Here is a 14,831-nt window from a genome sequence, read left to right on the forward strand (position 1 = left end):
TTTTCAGACGAGCGGCGAAACGAGGTCTTCCAGCGCTTGCTTCGGGTCGTCGGCCTTGGCGACGCCCGAGGCGAGCAGGACCCCCTCGGCGCCGAGGTCGCCGGCGGCTTCGAGGTCCTCGCCCGTCGAGATGCCGGCCCCACAGAGGACGGGCACGTCCCCGACGCTGGCGGCGGCTTCGACGGAGTCGGTGACGATGTCGGGGTCGGCCTGTGAGACGGGCGTGCCCGTGCCGATGAGTTCCGGCGGTTCGACGGCAACGGCGTCGGGTTCCAGTGCCGCCGCGGCCGCTATCTGTCGCGGGTTGTTCGCACAGACGACGGTTTCGAGGCCCGCGCGTTCGGCGGCGCGGACGCTACCGTCGATATCGGCGAGTTTCAGGCGGTTCTCGGAGTGATTCAGGAGCGTCCCGACGGCGCCGGCCTCTTTGGCGGCTTCCGCGAGCGTCGAGCCGGTATGCGAGCCGTGGTCGACCGGCGAGACGTGCTGGGCCCACGTTTCGACGCCGGTGGCGGCGACCCGGTCGAGGTGGGCCGCCTGCGGGGCGACGGCGATACGAACGCCCGTGTCGTTGGCCACTTCGGCGGCGGCCTCGGCGACTGCGACGGGGTCGCAGGGATACGCCTTCAGGTTGACGAGAACGAACATAGCGGGAGGGGGAGGGCCACCGAAAAATAACTGTCTATGGCAACCCGCGTCGGTCCGAAGTATGCTTGGCCCGCGGAACCGACGAATACAGGAACCACGAGGTTCGATGGTTATCCATGGATGCACGCCGTGTGTGGGTCACCGTCGACGGGGAGCCACGGCTGGGGACGGTCGAAAAGTACACCTACGCGCCCAAAACCGGGGCGAAACTACTCGCAGTCGAGTTGGACGAACCGGCCGGCGATACCGAACGGGTCGTCGTGAACCCGAACGTCGACGAAGTCCTCTACGAACACGAACTCTGACTAATCTTTTCGCTTGACCACGTCGCCGAGGGTCGTCTCGCCCGCCGAGGACCCACCGGACCACTCGCTGTCGTCGCCGGAACCGCCGGCCGAAAGCGAGATGCCCAGCGCCTTTTCGAGTTTGGTCTGGACCTTGTCGCTCGGGAGGACGTCGCCGCGTTCGAGTTTGCGGATAAGGCTCGCCTTCTCGTTGAGTTGGTCGGCGAGTTCCTCCTGAGTGAGGCCCTCGGATTCGCGGGCGTTCCGGATGCGCTCGTCGTAGTCCTGAACGACCTCGTCCATCTCGTCGAACATGTCGCGGCGACTGCCGCCACCGCCGCCCGAGGAACTGCTCGACGAACTGGACGTCGAAGAGGAGGAAGAACTCCCCGAGGAGGACGTGGAGTATTTCGTCGAGGACGAGGAGGTTTCCTGCGTTTTCACCTCCGTGCCGAAATCGGCGCAGTTGTCACAGACGTCGAGTTCCGCGCCTTCGACCTTGACCGTCTTCGGGTCGCTGGTGTTGGCGCCACACATCTCACATTGAACCATACTGGAGCCTAACACTCCGTCGCAAAAGGGTTTTCCGCCCGGCCCGGCGGGCGTCTCATTCGATGGGACACTGCTGCCGCCGATTTATATGTGGGACACTACGTCTCATCTATGAACGCCGACCTCGAACCGCGGCCGTCGGAACGACGCCCCGTCGTGAAACCCCTCGCCGAGGAGTCTCCCGACTGGATTCTCGACACTCGGCAGATGACACAACCCCGACTCGGGGCCGTCATCGACGCGCTGGGAGACGCCGAGGTCGGTGACACTGTGGTCGTCATCACCCCTATCTCGCCGGTGCCGCTGTACGACCACCTCAACGAGCGTGGCTGGGGCTACGAGGTCGACCGAATCTCGCCCGACGAATGGCAGGTTCGTATCACCGTCGGCGAGCAGCCCGGCGATTCCGGCGAGCGACTCCGCCGGCCGCGGCGGCGCCGCCTCCGATAACTCAATTCAGGCAAATATTATCAACTCTGGGTGTGAGTGCCATGGTATGCCGTACAGTTACGAGCCACATCACTTCGAGGACATGGAGGTCGGCAAGACCTTCGAGAGCGCCGGACGAACGATTACGGAGACGGATTTCGTCTTCCACTCGATGTTCACCGGCGACTGGACGGAACTGCATACGAACGCGGAATACTCCGAGGAAGGACCGTTCGGCGCCCGCATCGCACAGGGGCCGATGACGTTCATCATCGCGACCGGGCTCTTCCAGCGGACCGGCATCGTCGAACGCACCGTCGTCGCCTTCCTCGGCATGAACTACATGGACGTCCCGAACCCGGTCTTTATCGGCGACACCATCAGCGCCGAATACGAATGTGCCGAAAAGCGGGAACTCGACAGTCGGGACGATGCCGGCTACATCGAGATTGATACCCTGATGACGAATCAGGACGGCGAGTCGGTCTTCGAGGGCGACATGAAGTTCCTCTTCAAGAGAAGGGAATCGTAAGGTGTCGATATCGGCATCCGGAGCCGTCTAACCCCGCACAGAATTTATTACCAGTCCCCTGATTGACGTGACATCGATGCAGCGAACCGTCCGTATCGGGTTGCTGGTTCTCTGTGTCACGCTGGTACTCGGCAGCGGCGTCACCGTGTTCGAACCGCACCGACCGCTTACGGACCAGCAGACCGAGTACTTCGTCTCGCCGGACATCTCAACGTCCGCGCTGTGGTCACACGCGCGACTCAATACGAAGCAGGCGTCCCATACGATGGTCGTCGAGAAATACGCACCCGCATCCAACGAGACACGCTTCTCGAAGCGCGTCTATCGGTACGACCCGCAGTCGCGACAGGTTCGCTCGACCCTCTATTATCGGAACGACGGCGGCTGGGGCACCTCACATGTCTACTTCGGCGAACAGGTCAAGGCCACGGCCATCGGCGACGCGTCGTCCCCGACTCGCTCCGCCGTGTCGGACGTCTCGGCCCGCACCACGACCCAGTATAACGCGTTCGTTCGTGCGACCGACGACTATCTGACCGCCGAACAGGGGGCGTATGCACTCAAACACCTGAACACGACGTCACAGCACCTCGTCGTCGGGGTTACGACCGCCGACGGCTACGCGGATTTCCACCAAATCGAGGACGAGCGCATACTGAACGGCAGTTCGTATCGGGCGTACGTCGACCGCGACACCGGCCGCGTGACGAAGGTCGTGGAAACGCGCCGCTACCGGGATACCGACAACGAGACGCGGTCGGTCCGAACCGTCATCAGGTTCGAGCGGTTCGGGAACACGACCGTCTCACGCCCCGACTGGGCCGAATGGAGCCCGCTGGAACTCGTCTACGATGCGCTGTCGCTGTGACCGGCGCGCGCTCAGTTCAACAGGCGGTCGAACAGTTCGGACTGGGCGCGCCGGAGCCGCTCCAGAAACGCCGATTTCGAGATGCCGACCGCGTCGGCGACCTCCTGGGCCGTGGCGCCTTTCGGCACGTCAAAATAGCCCAGTCGGTGGGCGGTTCTGAGCGCCTCGGCCTGTGCTGGCGTGAGGTTCCAGCGGGTCGAAATCCCGTCGTCTGCCTCCTCGCCGAGCGGCGAGATGCGTTCGAGTTGCACGCCGACGGCCTCGCCGGCGGCTTCGAGGACGCCGTGGAGGACCTCCTGACCGACCACGGCACCGAGATGTCGTTCGACGCCGTCGACGTAGCGGACCGTCTCGACGAGAAAACCCTCGTCGATGAGCCGATGGACGACACACCGTTCCTTGGAGAGACACCGGTAGGTGTCGCGCCCGTCGGCGGCCGCACGATGGAGATATCGGATGCGGTCGTCGGCATCGAGCACGTCGCCGACCCGCGATTCATCGGTCGAAAACCGGAGGAGAGTGTAGCCGTCCTCGCGCAACAGCGGCGGCGACGCCTCGACGGTCCCTCCGGTGGCCCGCGTGGCGTCCGCGAGCGGACACTCGTCGCCGGTCACCTGGAACTCGACGACGAGACACTCCGATATCACGTGTTACGATAGCATGAACCAATATTTAAAACCAGCCTATGGGCGGGTGAACCAGTATGGTACTCCGTCACATTAGTTCTTGTAGTGATGGACCTCCAGACCGCCACGGAGCGCGCGGGGCCGCGGGAGTTCGGCCCTGCCGACGACATGCCCCGGGAGTACAGGGAGGCGGCGACCCGGATGATTCAGTTCCACGCCAACAGCGAGATTATGGGCGCCTACATCGAGCGACCGTTCATCCGGCAGGCGCCGAGTCTGGACCGCAAACTCGCGGTCAGCGCACAGGTCCAGGACGAAATCGGCCACGGCCAGTTGCTCTACCGGGCCGCCGAGGAGTTGGGCATCAAGACCCGCGAGGAGATGCTTGACGAACTCGCCGCCGGGGAAGGGAAGTTCCTCAACTGCTTTCACTACCCGCTGGACGACTGGTACGAACTGCCGATGATCATGTTCTTCGTCGACGGCGCGGCGATGCGCCGGCAGGCGACCCTCAAGCGGACCTCGTGGGAGCCGTACGCCCACGCCATCGACAAGATTTGCTTCGAGGAGGGGTTCCACATCAAGCACGGCGAGGACATTCTCCGAACGATTGCGACGGGCAGTCGCAAGGACCAGGAACGCCTGCAGGAGGCCTTCGACAAGTGGTGGCCGCGCATCCTGCAGTTCTTCGGGCCGACGGACGACCAGTCGACCCACGGCGATTTCTCGATGGAGGTCGGGCTGAAGACGATGAGCAATGACGACCTGCGGAACGCCTTCCTGAACGCCTACGTCCCGAAGGCTCGGAAATACGGCCTCGAATTGCCGGAGTATCCCCGAATCGAGTACCACGAGGCCGACGATTACTACGAGGTCTACGAGGAGGACCTCGATTGGGACGAGTTCTTCACTGTCGCCAAGAACGAACTCCCGACCGGTGCCGGCCAGATCGACAAGCGCAAGCGGTCCCAGGAGGCCGTCGAGTGGGTCCGCGAGGTCATCGAATCACCCCAGCAGGGCGGGGGTAACCCTGCGGCCGCGGACGATTAATCATGAAATGGGAAGTGTTCCGTCAGGAGAAGAAGAAGGACTACCACACCCACGTCGGCAACGTGCACGCGCCGAACGCGGAGATGGCAAAGCAGTACGCCCAGATTATGCACGCACGGCGGAAACCCGCCAATAGCCTGTGGGTCGTCCCGAAAGAGGACATCGAGGAGGTTCATGCCGACGAGCAGGGCATCGAGATGGGCGGGACCACCCAGAAGGCCTACCGTTGGGCGACGAACTACAACACCGACGAGACGTTCGCCGAGGAAATCGAGGACAGCCAGCGCGAACAGGAACAGGCCGAAAAGGACCTCGCGGAGGCCGACAAATGACGTCGAACGCCGACGCCCTCGGTGGACCCGACGAACTGAACGACCGCGAGCGCGCGGCCGTCGAGGCCGAGCTCCGGTGTCTCGCCGACGACGAGTTCGTCGTCGCCGAACGCTATACCGAGTGGCAGGTCCGGGGGCCGACGCTGGAATCCGACATCGGCATCGCGAACATCGCACAGGACGAACTCGGGCACGCGCGCCTGTGGTACGACCTGCTGGAGGACTTCGGCTACGATCAGGTCGACCTCATATGGGAACGGGACCCCGCCGACTTCCGCCATTCCACGCTGGTCGAACAGCCCTTCGAGTCGGGCGACTGGGCCGACTGTATCGTTCGTGGGTACTTCTACGACACCTACGAGCACCTGCGTCTCGAATCGCTCGAATCGACGACCTATCCGCGCATCGCCGACCGGGTCGGGAAGGTCCTCGGCGAGGAGGATTATCACCGCGAGCACGCCCAGAACTGGCTCGAACGACTCTGTGAGGACAGCGAGGGGCGACGCCGGGTTCAGGAGGCCGTCGACCGCCTGTTCCCCTACGCGCTGACGCTCTTCGCACGCACCGACCACGAGGAAGATATCGTCGACCTCGGAATCCGGCCGGACTGCCTCTCGGAACTCCGCGAGGAGTGGCGGACCATCGTGTCGTCGTTCCTCACTGGCCTCGGTATCGACGTGCCAGTCGCTGACCACGACGAACTCCGCCCGGAGGCCGTCGGCCGCGACGGCACCCACACCGACGCGTGGCAATCCCTCTACAACGAGTTCACGTTCACCTACGAGCAACTGGACCGCAGCGAGGCGCCCGCGCTGATGCCGGACCCCGACGAGGCCGAAAGCGATGTCTGAACCCACTGACTTCGACGCAACCGGGGATATCGAAGGTGCCGACAGTCCCTCCTATTGCGCGTACACGGAGTACGAACACGGCGTCGACCCCGAAGACCTGCCGGCAACCGGCGAGGGCGCGGAGGGTGTCGAGGCCGACGTTTTCGAGGAACTCTACGAGGTTGAAGACCCCGAGATGCCCATCTCCGTCGTCGATTTGGGGCTCATCTACGGCGTCGCTGTCGAGGACGGCCACGCGACGGTGACGATGACGCTGACCTACACCGGGTGTCCTGCGCGTGACTACCTACAGGAGGACGTTCGGCAGGCCGCAGAACGCGCGGAGGGCGTCGACTCCGCCGAGGTCGAACTCGTCTGGAGTCCCGAGTGGAACCTTGAGTTGGTGACCGAGGCCGGTAAGAACGACCTGCGGGAGTTCGGGGTGAGCGTATGAGGGGACGACCGGACCCCTCGACGGAGACCGACGACGATGCCGACCCCGCCGAGTGTCCCTACTGTGGGTCGGCGGATACCGAGCGCGAACATCCGAAGGGGCCGTCGCTGTGTCGGTCGATGCATTACTGCAACGAGTGCGGGGAACCCTTCGAAGCCTTCGGGTAGACCCCTTCGCGATAGCTCAAATACCCTTTTTACCCTCCTGAAGGCACTTATCAGGGCCGGCAGAATCGGCGTGTATGCAACGACGGAGGCTACTCGCCGCGCTCGGGGCGACGTCGACGGCCGTGCTGGCCGGCTGTCTCGGCAGCGGTGACCCCGGTGACGGGACCGAGACGCCGACGCCGGAACCGTGTACCGTCGACCGCGAGACGCCCGTCGACGTGGAGAACGAGGAGATAGACGTCCGGGAACTCCCCGAGAAACCCGACGAATGGACCGAGTCGTCGGTCGAAACGTACGTCCGGGAATACGAGGCGGCCTACCGGCAGCACAAACTTTACTCGGCGGAGATGACGTCGTACGGCCACAGCGAGAGCACGGAGAACATCCGCCAGACGGACCGCGGCTGGCGCGTCGAACTCCGAACGAACTTCTACTGGAACGAGGACACCGACGACGGAAACGTCCACGCTGACAGCCCCTATTATACCGTGGTCTATCTCGTCGCCGATGACCGCCTGCTTCGGGCCGCAAGCGAACAGCACGACGCGGACCCGAGCCTCGACGATGCCACGACGCTGGAGTGCTGGTAATTCGTCGTGCGGTCGGATAACTTTTGAAGGAGTCCACGAAACCCCAAACTAGAACGATGTCCCGAGAAGACCACCTCGAAGACGCGGCGGACGCGCTCCGGCAAGCAAGCGATGCGGCGGACGGCGAGGCGGCCGAACGCCTGACGAAGAAAGCCGACAGCTTCGAAGAGGCAGCCGCAGAGGCCAAGACCCTCGACCACGGCACGCTCGCACGTCACGAACACGGCCTGCGAGAAGTCTCCGATGACGAAGGCGGTGCCGTGGCCGACCACGTCGACGATGCGCTCGAAGCGATTACCGAGTACCGGTCGACGGTCGAAGGCGTCTAAATCAGTTTTCGACGGTTTCCAACTGCCCGCCTTCCTGCTCCCATTCGGTGAGGCTGCCCTCGTAGAAGGCCAATTCCTCGTAGCCGAGGGCTCGCAGAACGGTGTAAGTGTGGCTGATGCGGCGGGCGGTGTTACAGTAGAGGAGCACGTGCTTGTCGGGCGTGACGCCCCTGCCTTCGAGGAGTTCGCGCATCTCGGATTCCGACCGGAGGCCGCGCGTGTCGTCGTCGACGAGTTCGCGCCAGTCGACGCGGACGGCACCGGGGATGTGGCCCTCCTCGTACTCCCACTCCTCGCGCGTGTCGACGATGACGGCATCAGGGTCATCCAGTGTGTCGCGGACGAACTCGATGCCGACGAGGGGGCCGTCCTCGTCGAAGGCCGCGTCGTACGTGCCCGGGCCGAGATTCGGCTCCTCGCTGCTGACCTCGTGTTCGAGGTTCCACGAGGAGTAATCGCCATTGAGCAGGTGGAGTTTGGAGGGGTCGTGACCGTAGAGTTCGGCGGTCACCAGAAACCGGGCGGCGAAAACGCCGTGGGTGTCGTCGTAGGCGACGATATCCGAGTCGTTGTCGATGCCGGCCGCCTCCGCGAGCGCGACGAAGGCGTCGGCACCGGGGAGCATCCCGGCTTCGGCCTCGCCGTGTTCTTCGGCCCGGAACTCGTCGAAGGGGATGTTCACGGCGGTCGGAATGTGGCCGATACCGTCGTACTCCCAGGCGTCCCGGACGTCGACGACGGCCACCTCGTCGAGTCGGTCGGCGACCCACTCGGCGGCGACGACGCGTTGGTTCATACGGTTGGGTTGTCCACCATCCGGTTTAAGGCTCGCGTGTCTGCCGTTTTGTCCCGATGCTCCCCGGAAGCGGAAATTTAGACCGCTATCGTGTGTACAGGCCGACCGAGCAATTGGGCCTATTAAACTATATAGGCGGACCAACGGGCTTATTTTCGAATCTGGGAGCGTTACAGGGCGTCACTGGTTCAGGGGCGTTTCTTGCCGTAAGCGGGGAGGGACGGCACTACAGGCCGTTAAGGTGTGGTAATATAAGATGGGGTGTCGTATGTAGGAGCGTAATGAGCGATTACGCGAAAGACGTGCTCGTTTCGGCCGACGAGGTCGAAGCGCAGCTCGACGAATTCGAGAGCGACGATTCGGACAAGCGACTGGTAGAGGTTGACGTGGACACCGAGGCCTACGACGAGGCCCACGCCCCCGGTGCCATCGGCTTCAACTGGGAGACGGACCTGCAGGACCAGACCACCCGCGACATCCTCTCGAAGGAGGACTTCGAGAACCTGCTGGGTGCCCACGGCATCACCGAGGACAGCACGGTCGTCCTCTACGGTGACAACTCCAACTGGTTCGCGGCCTACACCTACTGGCAGTTCAAGTACTACGGCCACGACGACGTGAAACTCCTCGACGGCGGCCGCGAATACTGGATCGAGAACGACTACCCGACCACGGACGAGGTTCCGGAGTTCTCGGCTGTCGACTACGAGGCCTCCGGCCCGCGCGAGTCCATCCGTGCCTACCGAGAGGACGTCGAGAACGCCATCGACCGCGACCTGCCGCTGGTCGACGTCCGCTCGCCCGAGGAGTTCACGGGCGAAATCCTCGCCCCCTCGGGCCTGCAGGAGACCGCCCAGCGTGGCGGCCACGTCCCCGGCGCCCAGAACATCTCGTGGGCGGCCGTGACGAACGACGACGGCACCTTCAAGGACCGCGACGAACTCGAGACCCTCTACGCCGAGTACGGCATCGACGGCGACGAGACGACCGTCGCCTACTGCCGTATCGGCGAGCGCTCGTCGGTCGCCTGGTTCGCTCTGCACGAGCTGCTGGGCTACGAGGACGCCATCAACTACGACGGGTCCTGGACCGAGTGGGGCAACCTCGTCGGCGCCCCCATCGAGAAGGGCGAGGCTGAGTAACGGGAGATTCGAGCGGAGCGAGAATCTCCGTATGGGCGAGCGGGGAGCGAAGCGACCCGCGAGCCGCGAAGCGCACGAGGCCTCGTAGCGAAGCGGTGAGCCCGTAGGGCGAACCGCAGAGCAGGCGAGGCTGAGTAAGCCCACCCCTTGGCCGACCGTCGTATCGTCACCTAACTGCACCATTTTTCGCGCCGGACCACACCCTTCAAGCGGTGCGTCTCCCAAGTGGGTCGCATGAACCCCGACGAATTCATCGACGCGGTCGCCTCGGAGAACGAAACCGCCCTCTCGCGACTCGGTTCCTCGAAATCCCTCTATGCCGACACGGAAGGCGAGATGGAATCCGAGGAGGTCCTGACCGCCGCGGCGACGGCCGAACACCACGCCGCGGAGACCTACGAAGCGTGGGCCGACGACGAAGAGGGCGACGTCGCAGAGGCCTTCGCGGAGACGGCCGCCGAGGAACGTGACCACTACGACACTGTCGTTGGCGAACTCGACGACCACGAACCCGGTGAGGTTCCGGCGATTCAGGAGTACCTTCGGGACCTCGACGGTACCGTCGAACGCATCGGCGGGTTCGTCGGCCGGACGCTGGCCGCCGAGAAATCCAAGGGGCAGTTGACCGGCTTCTTCACCGGGCAGGCCGACCCCCAGACGGCGAGTCTCTTCCGCGGCATGGGCGGCGACCTGGAGGACCAACTGGAACGGGCGACCGACCTGCTGGAAGCCGAATGCGGCGACGACGAGGAGTGCTGGGAGCGCGCACAGGAGGCCGCCACGGGCGCGATTCAGGCCGCCTACGACGAGTACACCGAGCGCCTCGAAAGCATGGGCGTCAACCCGAAGCCAGTCTGCTGAGGGGGTCGGACGCGCTGATTTTCGGGCGCCGGTAACGCCGGTGTTAGCGGGAACTCAAGTGTCGCGCGGGCGAACGAAGCCGTATGGAAGGACCACATCAGGACCAGCCGCTCGTCACGGCTGGCGCACCGCTGGATGCCGCCGACGCTGCCGTCGTCCTCGTTCACGGACGGGGCGCCACGGCCCAGAGTATCGTTCAGATGGCCGACGAGTTCTACCACCACGGCGTCGCGTTTCTCGCGCCGCAGGCCGCCCGCAACACCTGGTATCCGAACTCGTTCCTGGCACCCGTCGAGGCCAACGAACCGGGCCGCTCTTCGGGCTTGCAGGCCATCGAGGACGCTATCGAGTCGGCCAACGAGGCCGACATTCCCACCGAGCGCGTGATGTTGCTCGGCTTCTCGCAGGGCGCCTGTCTCGCCAGCGAGTACGTCGCCCAGAACCCGCGTCGGTACGGCGGCCTCGCGGTCCTCAGCGGTGGCGTCATCGGCCCCGAAGGCAAAGAGATGGATTACGAGGGCGACCTCGAAGGCACGCCCGTCTTCCTCGGGTGTAGCGACACGGACCCGCACATCCCCGAGGAGCGCGTCCACGAGACGGCCGAGGTGTTCGAGGCGATGGGCGCCGATGTGACAACGCGCATCTACGAAGGGATGGGCCACGGCGTCAACGAGGACGAAATCGACCACGTCTCCGAGATGGTCGAGAACCTGGTCGAGGAGTAGGTATGCGCCCGCCAACGGCCGGACTCCACCACGTTTCGACGCTCGCGGGTGACCCACAGGCCAACGTCGACTTTTATATCAGCGTTCTTGGCTTGCGATTCGTCAAACGAACGGTGAATTTCGACGATAAGTTCAGTTACCACCTCTACTACGGTGACCGCGAAGCGACCCCCGGCACGCTGCTGACCTGCTTTCCGTACCCACACGGCGAGTCGGGACGCATCGGTCGGCCACAGCCCCGGTCGGTCGCATTCGCTGTACCCGAGGACTCGACCGGATTCTGGCACGAACGCCTCGAATCCCGAGGCATCGACATCGAGGAGGAAACCCGCTTCGGCGATTCGGTGATTCGGTTCCGGGACCACGATGGCCTCCGCGTCGAGTTGGTCGAAACCGAATCGCCTCGTCCGCCAGCGACCGATGCCATCCCCGAAGAGTACGCGATTCGGAACCTCCACAGCGTGACCCTGCTGTCGACCAGCGTCTATCACACCGCCGCGACGCTGGAGGTACTGGGCTACGAGTTGGACGACCAGGAGGGCGACCGGGTCCGGTATCGGTCGCCCGGCGAATACGGAACCGTCATCGACCTGCTGGACACCGAGGCACCTTACGGCCGGGAGGGCGAGGGGACGATTCATCACGTCGCGTTCAAGGCCGGCGACCTCTCGCTCCCGGAGTGGCGCGACCGAATGCTGGAGGCGGGTCTGGAGCCGACCTTTATCAAGGACCGACACTACTTCGAATCGATTTACTTCCGGGAACCGGGCGGCCTGCTGTTCGAGATAGCGACCGAGAAACCGGGATTTACCGTCGACGAATCCGTCGAGGGGTTGGGTTCCTCGCTGCAGTTGCCGCCGTGGTTCGAGGAGGACCGCGAGATGATAGAACGGCAACTACCCGAACTGACCGGCCCCGAAGTGTAGAGCCCGCCGCGAGCCAAGCCGTTTTCCCCTCCGGGCGCCTTTTGACGTGTATGCCTACGGACATTCCCGGTATCCACCACGTCACGGCCATCGCTGGCGACCCCGAGCGGAACTTCGAGTTCTACACGGACACGCTCGGCCTGCGGCTCGTCAAGAAGAGCGTCAATCAGGACGACGTTCACGTCTACCACCTCTTCTATGCCGACCACGGTGGCTCGCCGGGCACGAGCATGACCTTCTTCCCCTACACGAACGCCCGACAGGGCCGCATCGGGACCGGGCAGGTCAGCACGACCCAGTTCCTCATTCCCGAGGACTCGGTCGACTACTGGACCGACCGCCTCGAATCGAAAGACGTCGGCTTCGTCACCAGCGAACGCTTCGGCGATACGGTCATCGGCTTCGAGGACCCCGACGGCCTGCCGCTGGAACTGGTCGCCCGCGAGGACGCGCCCGCTGGCGACCCGCCGGAGGGGCCGGTCCCCGAGGAACACGCAATCAGGGGCTTCTTCGGCGCGACGCTGTCGCTATCGACCGCGGAGTCGACGGCGAACCTGCTGGAGACCATGGGCTTTTCCCCGACCGAAGAGGAACAGCACCGTCAGCGCTTCGAGGCCGACGGCGAGTTGGGCTACGTCATCGACCTGCTTGAGGACCCACAGGCCCCGCAGGGCCAACCCGGCGGCGGAACGGTCCACCACGTCGCCTTCCAGGTGACCGAGGACGAACAGGAACAGTGGCGCGACATCCTCCAGCAGGCCGGCCTCCGTCCGACCGAAGTCATCGACCGCAAGTGGTTCAAATCGGTCTATGCCCGCACGCAGGGTGGCGTCCTCTTCGAGTTCGCGACGAAGGAACCCGGCTACACCGTTGACGAACCGCTCGACTCGCTCGGCGAGGAACTCGTCCTTCCCGAGTGGCTGGAGGACCGCCGCGACGAAATCGAGGATGCGCTGCCGGAACTGTCGCTGTAACGCACATCAGCACAACAGCAGGTAGAACCAGTACGGGAGGTGTATCACGCCGTCCTCGACGCTGATGGGGCGGTCGCTTCGGACGGTATCACCCCTGAGAACGAGGCCGAACGGCGTGTCGTAGGTGTCGCAGAACTCCCGGACTGCCGCCGCCGTTTCTTCGTCCGAGGCCCGATACATCAACCCGACCGGGACGGGCGTTCCGTCGGCTTCGAACACGAAGTCGACGTCGCCGTTTCTTCCGCGCCAGAACCGAACGTCGGGTTCGCTGTCGACCCCCTGTGCGGCGTCGACGCCATATGAGAACCGCATCGTGTGGTCGAACCCGGCCACGCGAGCGAGGGCGGCCTCGCGGTCGAAGTCATCGAGGACGCTGTCGGGTTCGCCGTCGGTCAGCGCGGTGACGAGTCCCGTATCGCGAAGGTAAAGGCGGACGGACCGGGGGCGGCTGTTGTCGTATTCGGTCACGCCCGAGAGCAGGTACAGTTCTTCGAGCGCCGGGAGATAACTCCCGGTCAGGGTCCGGCGGTCGACGTCGAAGAGGTCGACGAGGCGTTGATATCGGACCGGCTCGGCTCCCCGGTTTCGGGCCGCGAGCGCACAGAGCCGTTCGAGGTCGGCGATGGTCTGGACGGATTCGAAGCCGGGGACGTCCTGATAAAGCGCGTCTCGGACGTCGTCACGGAGGCGGGTGTAGGCCTTCGCATCGAGTTCTCTGGCCGACTCGACTGGGCCGTCGAGCGCGTAGCCGATGACGCCGCCCATCGCGAGGTAGTGGACGATTTGCGATTGGATACGCCGTTCGACGTCAGCGACGCGTTCGTACTGCGTCCGAAGGGTCGTCGCTAGCCGGTCGGGGTCGCCAGCCGCAAGCGCATCGGGGAGGCTGCCCTCGCCCGACCGAATCGGCGTCGGACTGACCCGTGTGCCGTCGCCTTCGAGGGGTGGATACAGCGTGTAGAGGTAGTCACGGAATTTCTCGGGGAGGATGGGTTGGGTATCGTAGGCATCGGCCGGGCAATCGACGCGGTCGAGTTCGCGGTCGATCTGGACGCCGGCGTTGGCCGTCACGACCACGTGGCACTCGTGGGCGTCGGTGAGCATATCCATAACTGGCGCGCCCCAGCCTTCGATAGCGGGCTTGCTCGGATGTTCGACGAGATGAACGTCATCGAGGAAGACGAAGTGCGGTGTCGGGTCCGAAACACGGCCGAGAACCCGACTCCGGTAGTAGCGAATCGCCTGCCGAAGCCCCTCGTCGGACTGGAGTTGGTAGAGCGGGTCGGCACCGAACGGAACGTAGCAGAACCGTTCAGGGGCCGCCCCCTGCTCGATGCGGTGGGCGATGAACTGTTTCAATAGCGTGGTCTTGCCGACGCCTCGACGCCCGACGAGGCCGAGGAGTTGCTGGTCCTCGAACTGGCTTGCTCCTCTGTCGGGGGCGACGAGGTGGTAGAAATCGCTTTTCGGCCGGTCCGGGAGGTCGATTGCACCCCGACCGGATTCCCACCACGGGTTGTGCTTTCCGAGTTCTCGGAGAAGCACGTCGTCAGCGACATCAAACGGCATGTGACATCCTTGTCCCTGTCACGAAAGCCATCGTATTGGATGTTTTGGACATTGATTCTTCGCCGCGATGTGTGTTCGGTGTCGGGGCTTCGACTATTAGCGCCGCCTTGACGTTATCACGTCTTGGGGCAGAAAGAGACACCACGA

The 14,831-nt window shown here is 64.2% G+C and carries 21 protein-coding genes; 16 read left to right on the top strand and 5 right to left on the bottom strand.

What is annotated here, in order from left to right; all coding sequences use genetic code 11:
• Positions 1 to 3 precede the first annotated feature (3 nt).
• The gene (gene tpiA, locus HWV23_RS01855; RefSeq protein WP_178288771.1) at positions 4 to 648 is read right to left on the bottom strand and encodes a triose-phosphate isomerase; all 645 of its coding nucleotides are present in this window, start codon (positions 646 to 648) and stop codon (positions 4 to 6) included.
• A gap of 116 nt (positions 649 to 764) precedes the next feature.
• Between tpiA and HWV23_RS01860 the strand changes: the two genes are divergently transcribed.
• Complete coding sequence (locus HWV23_RS01860; protein ID WP_178288772.1) at positions 765 to 953, top strand: hypothetical protein; 189 nt, start codon at positions 765 to 767, stop codon at positions 951 to 953.
• Here the strand turns inward: HWV23_RS01860 and HWV23_RS01865 are convergent, their stop codons facing one another.
• Positions 954 to 1,484 carry a multiprotein bridging factor aMBF1 gene (locus tag HWV23_RS01865; protein ID WP_178288773.1) on the bottom strand — a complete coding sequence of 177 codons (531 nt, stop codon included), beginning with the start codon at positions 1,482 to 1,484 and terminating at the stop codon, positions 954 to 956.
• 111 nt (positions 1,485 to 1,595) lie between these two features.
• Here HWV23_RS01865 and HWV23_RS01870 point away from each other — a divergent pair, with 111 nt between their 5' ends.
• The 3 genes from HWV23_RS01870 to HWV23_RS01880 all read left to right on the top strand — a co-directional run bounded on the left by HWV23_RS01870 (position 1,596) and on the right by HWV23_RS01880 (position 3,313).
• Positions 1,596 to 1,934, top strand: coding sequence for a DUF2249 domain-containing protein (locus HWV23_RS01870; RefSeq protein ID WP_178288774.1), 339 nt, complete (start codon positions 1,596 to 1,598; stop codon positions 1,932 to 1,934).
• Positions 1,935 to 1,980: 46 nt separating this feature from the next.
• Positions 1,981 to 2,445 (top strand): MaoC/PaaZ C-terminal domain-containing protein, encoded by a 465-nt coding sequence (locus HWV23_RS01875; protein ID WP_178288775.1) that lies wholly within the window; start codon positions 1,981 to 1,983, stop codon positions 2,443 to 2,445.
• Positions 2,446 to 2,521: 76 nt separating this feature from the next.
• Entirely contained in the window at positions 2,522 to 3,313 is a 792-nt protein-coding gene (locus HWV23_RS01880; RefSeq protein WP_178288776.1) for a hypothetical protein, read from the top strand.
• Between the two features lie 11 nt (positions 3,314 to 3,324).
• On the opposite strand, the gene HWV23_RS01885 is transcribed toward HWV23_RS01880, so the two are convergent.
• Positions 3,325 to 3,960, bottom strand: a complete 636-nt coding sequence (locus HWV23_RS01885; protein ID WP_178288777.1) for a helix-turn-helix domain-containing protein — start codon at positions 3,958 to 3,960, stop codon at positions 3,325 to 3,327.
• A gap of 87 nt (positions 3,961 to 4,047) precedes the next feature.
• On the opposite strand from HWV23_RS01885, the gene paaA reads away from it, so the two are divergent.
• The 7 genes from paaA to HWV23_RS01920 all read left to right on the top strand — a co-directional run bounded on the left by paaA (position 4,048) and on the right by HWV23_RS01920 (position 7,691).
• Complete coding sequence (gene paaA, locus HWV23_RS01890) at positions 4,048 to 4,989, top strand: 1,2-phenylacetyl-CoA epoxidase subunit PaaA (RefSeq protein ID WP_178288778.1); 942 nt, start codon at positions 4,048 to 4,050, stop codon at positions 4,987 to 4,989.
• A 2-nt stretch (positions 4,990 to 4,991) separates the two neighbouring features.
• Positions 4,992 to 5,321 (top strand): 1,2-phenylacetyl-CoA epoxidase subunit PaaB, encoded by a 330-nt coding sequence (gene paaB, locus HWV23_RS01895; protein WP_178288779.1) that lies wholly within the window; start codon positions 4,992 to 4,994, stop codon positions 5,319 to 5,321.
• Entirely contained in the window at positions 5,318 to 6,172 is an 855-nt protein-coding gene (gene paaC / locus HWV23_RS01900) for a 1,2-phenylacetyl-CoA epoxidase subunit PaaC (RefSeq protein WP_178288780.1), read from the top strand. Before paaB ends, paaC begins: the two co-directional genes overlap by 4 nt.
• Positions 6,165 to 6,605: a 1,2-phenylacetyl-CoA epoxidase subunit PaaD gene (gene paaD, locus HWV23_RS01905; RefSeq protein WP_178288781.1), complete on the top strand. Its 441-nt coding sequence runs from the start codon at positions 6,165 to 6,167 to the stop codon at positions 6,603 to 6,605. Before paaC ends, paaD begins: the two co-directional genes overlap by 8 nt.
• On the top strand, positions 6,602 to 6,772 hold the full coding sequence (gene paaE / locus HWV23_RS01910) for a 1,2-phenylacetyl-CoA epoxidase subunit PaaE (RefSeq protein WP_178288782.1): 171 nt from the start codon (positions 6,602 to 6,604) through the stop codon (positions 6,770 to 6,772). The genes paaD and paaE overlap by 4 nt, the downstream gene beginning before the upstream one ends.
• 74 nt (positions 6,773 to 6,846) lie before the next feature.
• Positions 6,847 to 7,362, top strand: coding sequence for a hypothetical protein (locus HWV23_RS01915; protein ID WP_178288783.1), 516 nt, complete (start codon positions 6,847 to 6,849; stop codon positions 7,360 to 7,362).
• 56 nt (positions 7,363 to 7,418) lie between these two features.
• On the top strand, positions 7,419 to 7,691 hold the full coding sequence (locus HWV23_RS01920) for a DUF7553 family protein (RefSeq protein WP_178288784.1): 273 nt from the start codon (positions 7,419 to 7,421) through the stop codon (positions 7,689 to 7,691).
• A 1-nt stretch (position 7,692) separates the two neighbouring features.
• Here the strand turns inward: HWV23_RS01920 and HWV23_RS01925 are convergent, their stop codons facing one another.
• On the bottom strand, positions 7,693 to 8,487 hold the full coding sequence (locus HWV23_RS01925; protein ID WP_178288785.1) for a sulfurtransferase: 795 nt from the start codon (positions 8,485 to 8,487) through the stop codon (positions 7,693 to 7,695).
• 281 nt (positions 8,488 to 8,768) lie between these two features.
• Here HWV23_RS01925 and HWV23_RS01930 point away from each other — a divergent pair, with 281 nt between their 5' ends.
• From HWV23_RS01930 to HWV23_RS01950, 5 genes are all read left to right on the top strand, one after another.
• On the top strand, positions 8,769 to 9,629 hold the full coding sequence (locus HWV23_RS01930) for a sulfurtransferase (protein ID WP_178288786.1): 861 nt from the start codon (positions 8,769 to 8,771) through the stop codon (positions 9,627 to 9,629).
• Between the two features lie 234 nt (positions 9,630 to 9,863).
• The gene (locus HWV23_RS01935) at positions 9,864 to 10,490 is read left to right on the top strand and encodes a ferritin family protein (protein WP_178288787.1); all 627 of its coding nucleotides are present in this window, start codon (positions 9,864 to 9,866) and stop codon (positions 10,488 to 10,490) included.
• Positions 10,491 to 10,573: 83 nt separating this feature from the next.
• Positions 10,574 to 11,215: an alpha/beta hydrolase gene (locus HWV23_RS01940; RefSeq protein WP_178288788.1), complete on the top strand. Its 642-nt coding sequence runs from the start codon at positions 10,574 to 10,576 to the stop codon at positions 11,213 to 11,215.
• A 2-nt stretch (positions 11,216 to 11,217) separates the two neighbouring features.
• A complete protein-coding gene (locus tag HWV23_RS01945) occupies positions 11,218 to 12,141 on the top strand; it encodes a ring-cleaving dioxygenase (RefSeq protein ID WP_178288789.1) in 924 nt (307 codons plus the stop codon).
• Positions 12,142 to 12,191: 50 nt separating this feature from the next.
• Positions 12,192 to 13,115, top strand: a complete 924-nt coding sequence (locus HWV23_RS01950) for a ring-cleaving dioxygenase (protein WP_178288790.1) — start codon at positions 12,192 to 12,194, stop codon at positions 13,113 to 13,115.
• Between the two features lie 6 nt (positions 13,116 to 13,121).
• Here the strand turns inward: HWV23_RS01950 and HWV23_RS01955 are convergent, their stop codons facing one another.
• Entirely contained in the window at positions 13,122 to 14,684 is a 1,563-nt protein-coding gene (locus HWV23_RS01955) for a DUF4143 domain-containing protein (RefSeq protein WP_178288791.1), read from the bottom strand.
• Positions 14,685 to 14,831 lie beyond the last annotated feature (147 nt).

The sequence above is a fragment of the Natronomonas halophila genome (assembly GCF_013391085.1).
Classification (GTDB): Archaea; Halobacteriota; Halobacteria; order Halobacteriales; family Haloarculaceae; genus Natronomonas; species Natronomonas halophila.

Coding starts and splice junctions, on each gene's coding strand:
- HWV23_RS01940 (WP_178288788.1), top strand. CDS start 10,574: ATGGAAGGACCACATCAGGACCAGCCGCTCGTCACGGCTGGCGCACCG.
- paaB (WP_178288779.1), top strand. CDS start 4,992: ATGAAATGGGAAGTGTTCCGTCAGGAGAAGAAGAAGGACTACCACACC.
- HWV23_RS01875 (WP_178288775.1), top strand. CDS start 1,981: ATGCCGTACAGTTACGAGCCACATCACTTCGAGGACATGGAGGTCGGC.
- HWV23_RS01920 (WP_178288784.1), top strand. CDS start 7,419: ATGTCCCGAGAAGACCACCTCGAAGACGCGGCGGACGCGCTCCGGCAA.
- HWV23_RS01930 (WP_178288786.1), top strand. CDS start 8,769: ATGAGCGATTACGCGAAAGACGTGCTCGTTTCGGCCGACGAGGTCGAA.
- paaC (WP_178288780.1), top strand. CDS start 5,318: ATGACGTCGAACGCCGACGCCCTCGGTGGACCCGACGAACTGAACGAC.
- HWV23_RS01860 (WP_178288772.1), top strand. CDS start 765: ATGGATGCACGCCGTGTGTGGGTCACCGTCGACGGGGAGCCACGGCTG.
- tpiA (WP_178288771.1), bottom strand. CDS start 648: ATGTTCGTTCTCGTCAACCTGAAGGCGTATCCCTGCGACCCCGTCGCA.
- paaD (WP_178288781.1), top strand. CDS start 6,165: ATGTCTGAACCCACTGACTTCGACGCAACCGGGGATATCGAAGGTGCC.
- HWV23_RS01880 (WP_178288776.1), top strand. CDS start 2,522: ATGCAGCGAACCGTCCGTATCGGGTTGCTGGTTCTCTGTGTCACGCTG.
- HWV23_RS01865 (WP_178288773.1), bottom strand. CDS start 1,484: ATGGTTCAATGTGAGATGTGTGGCGCCAACACCAGCGACCCGAAGACG.
- paaA (WP_178288778.1), top strand. CDS start 4,048: ATGGACCTCCAGACCGCCACGGAGCGCGCGGGGCCGCGGGAGTTCGGC.
- HWV23_RS01915 (WP_178288783.1), top strand. CDS start 6,847: ATGCAACGACGGAGGCTACTCGCCGCGCTCGGGGCGACGTCGACGGCC.
- HWV23_RS01945 (WP_178288789.1), top strand. CDS start 11,218: ATGCGCCCGCCAACGGCCGGACTCCACCACGTTTCGACGCTCGCGGGT.
- HWV23_RS01870 (WP_178288774.1), top strand. CDS start 1,596: ATGAACGCCGACCTCGAACCGCGGCCGTCGGAACGACGCCCCGTCGTG.
- HWV23_RS01950 (WP_178288790.1), top strand. CDS start 12,192: ATGCCTACGGACATTCCCGGTATCCACCACGTCACGGCCATCGCTGGC.
- HWV23_RS01955 (WP_178288791.1), bottom strand. CDS start 14,684: ATGCCGTTTGATGTCGCTGACGACGTGCTTCTCCGAGAACTCGGAAAG.
- HWV23_RS01925 (WP_178288785.1), bottom strand. CDS start 8,487: ATGAACCAACGCGTCGTCGCCGCCGAGTGGGTCGCCGACCGACTCGAC.
- HWV23_RS01935 (WP_178288787.1), top strand. CDS start 9,864: ATGAACCCCGACGAATTCATCGACGCGGTCGCCTCGGAGAACGAAACC.
- paaE (WP_178288782.1), top strand. CDS start 6,602: ATGAGGGGACGACCGGACCCCTCGACGGAGACCGACGACGATGCCGAC.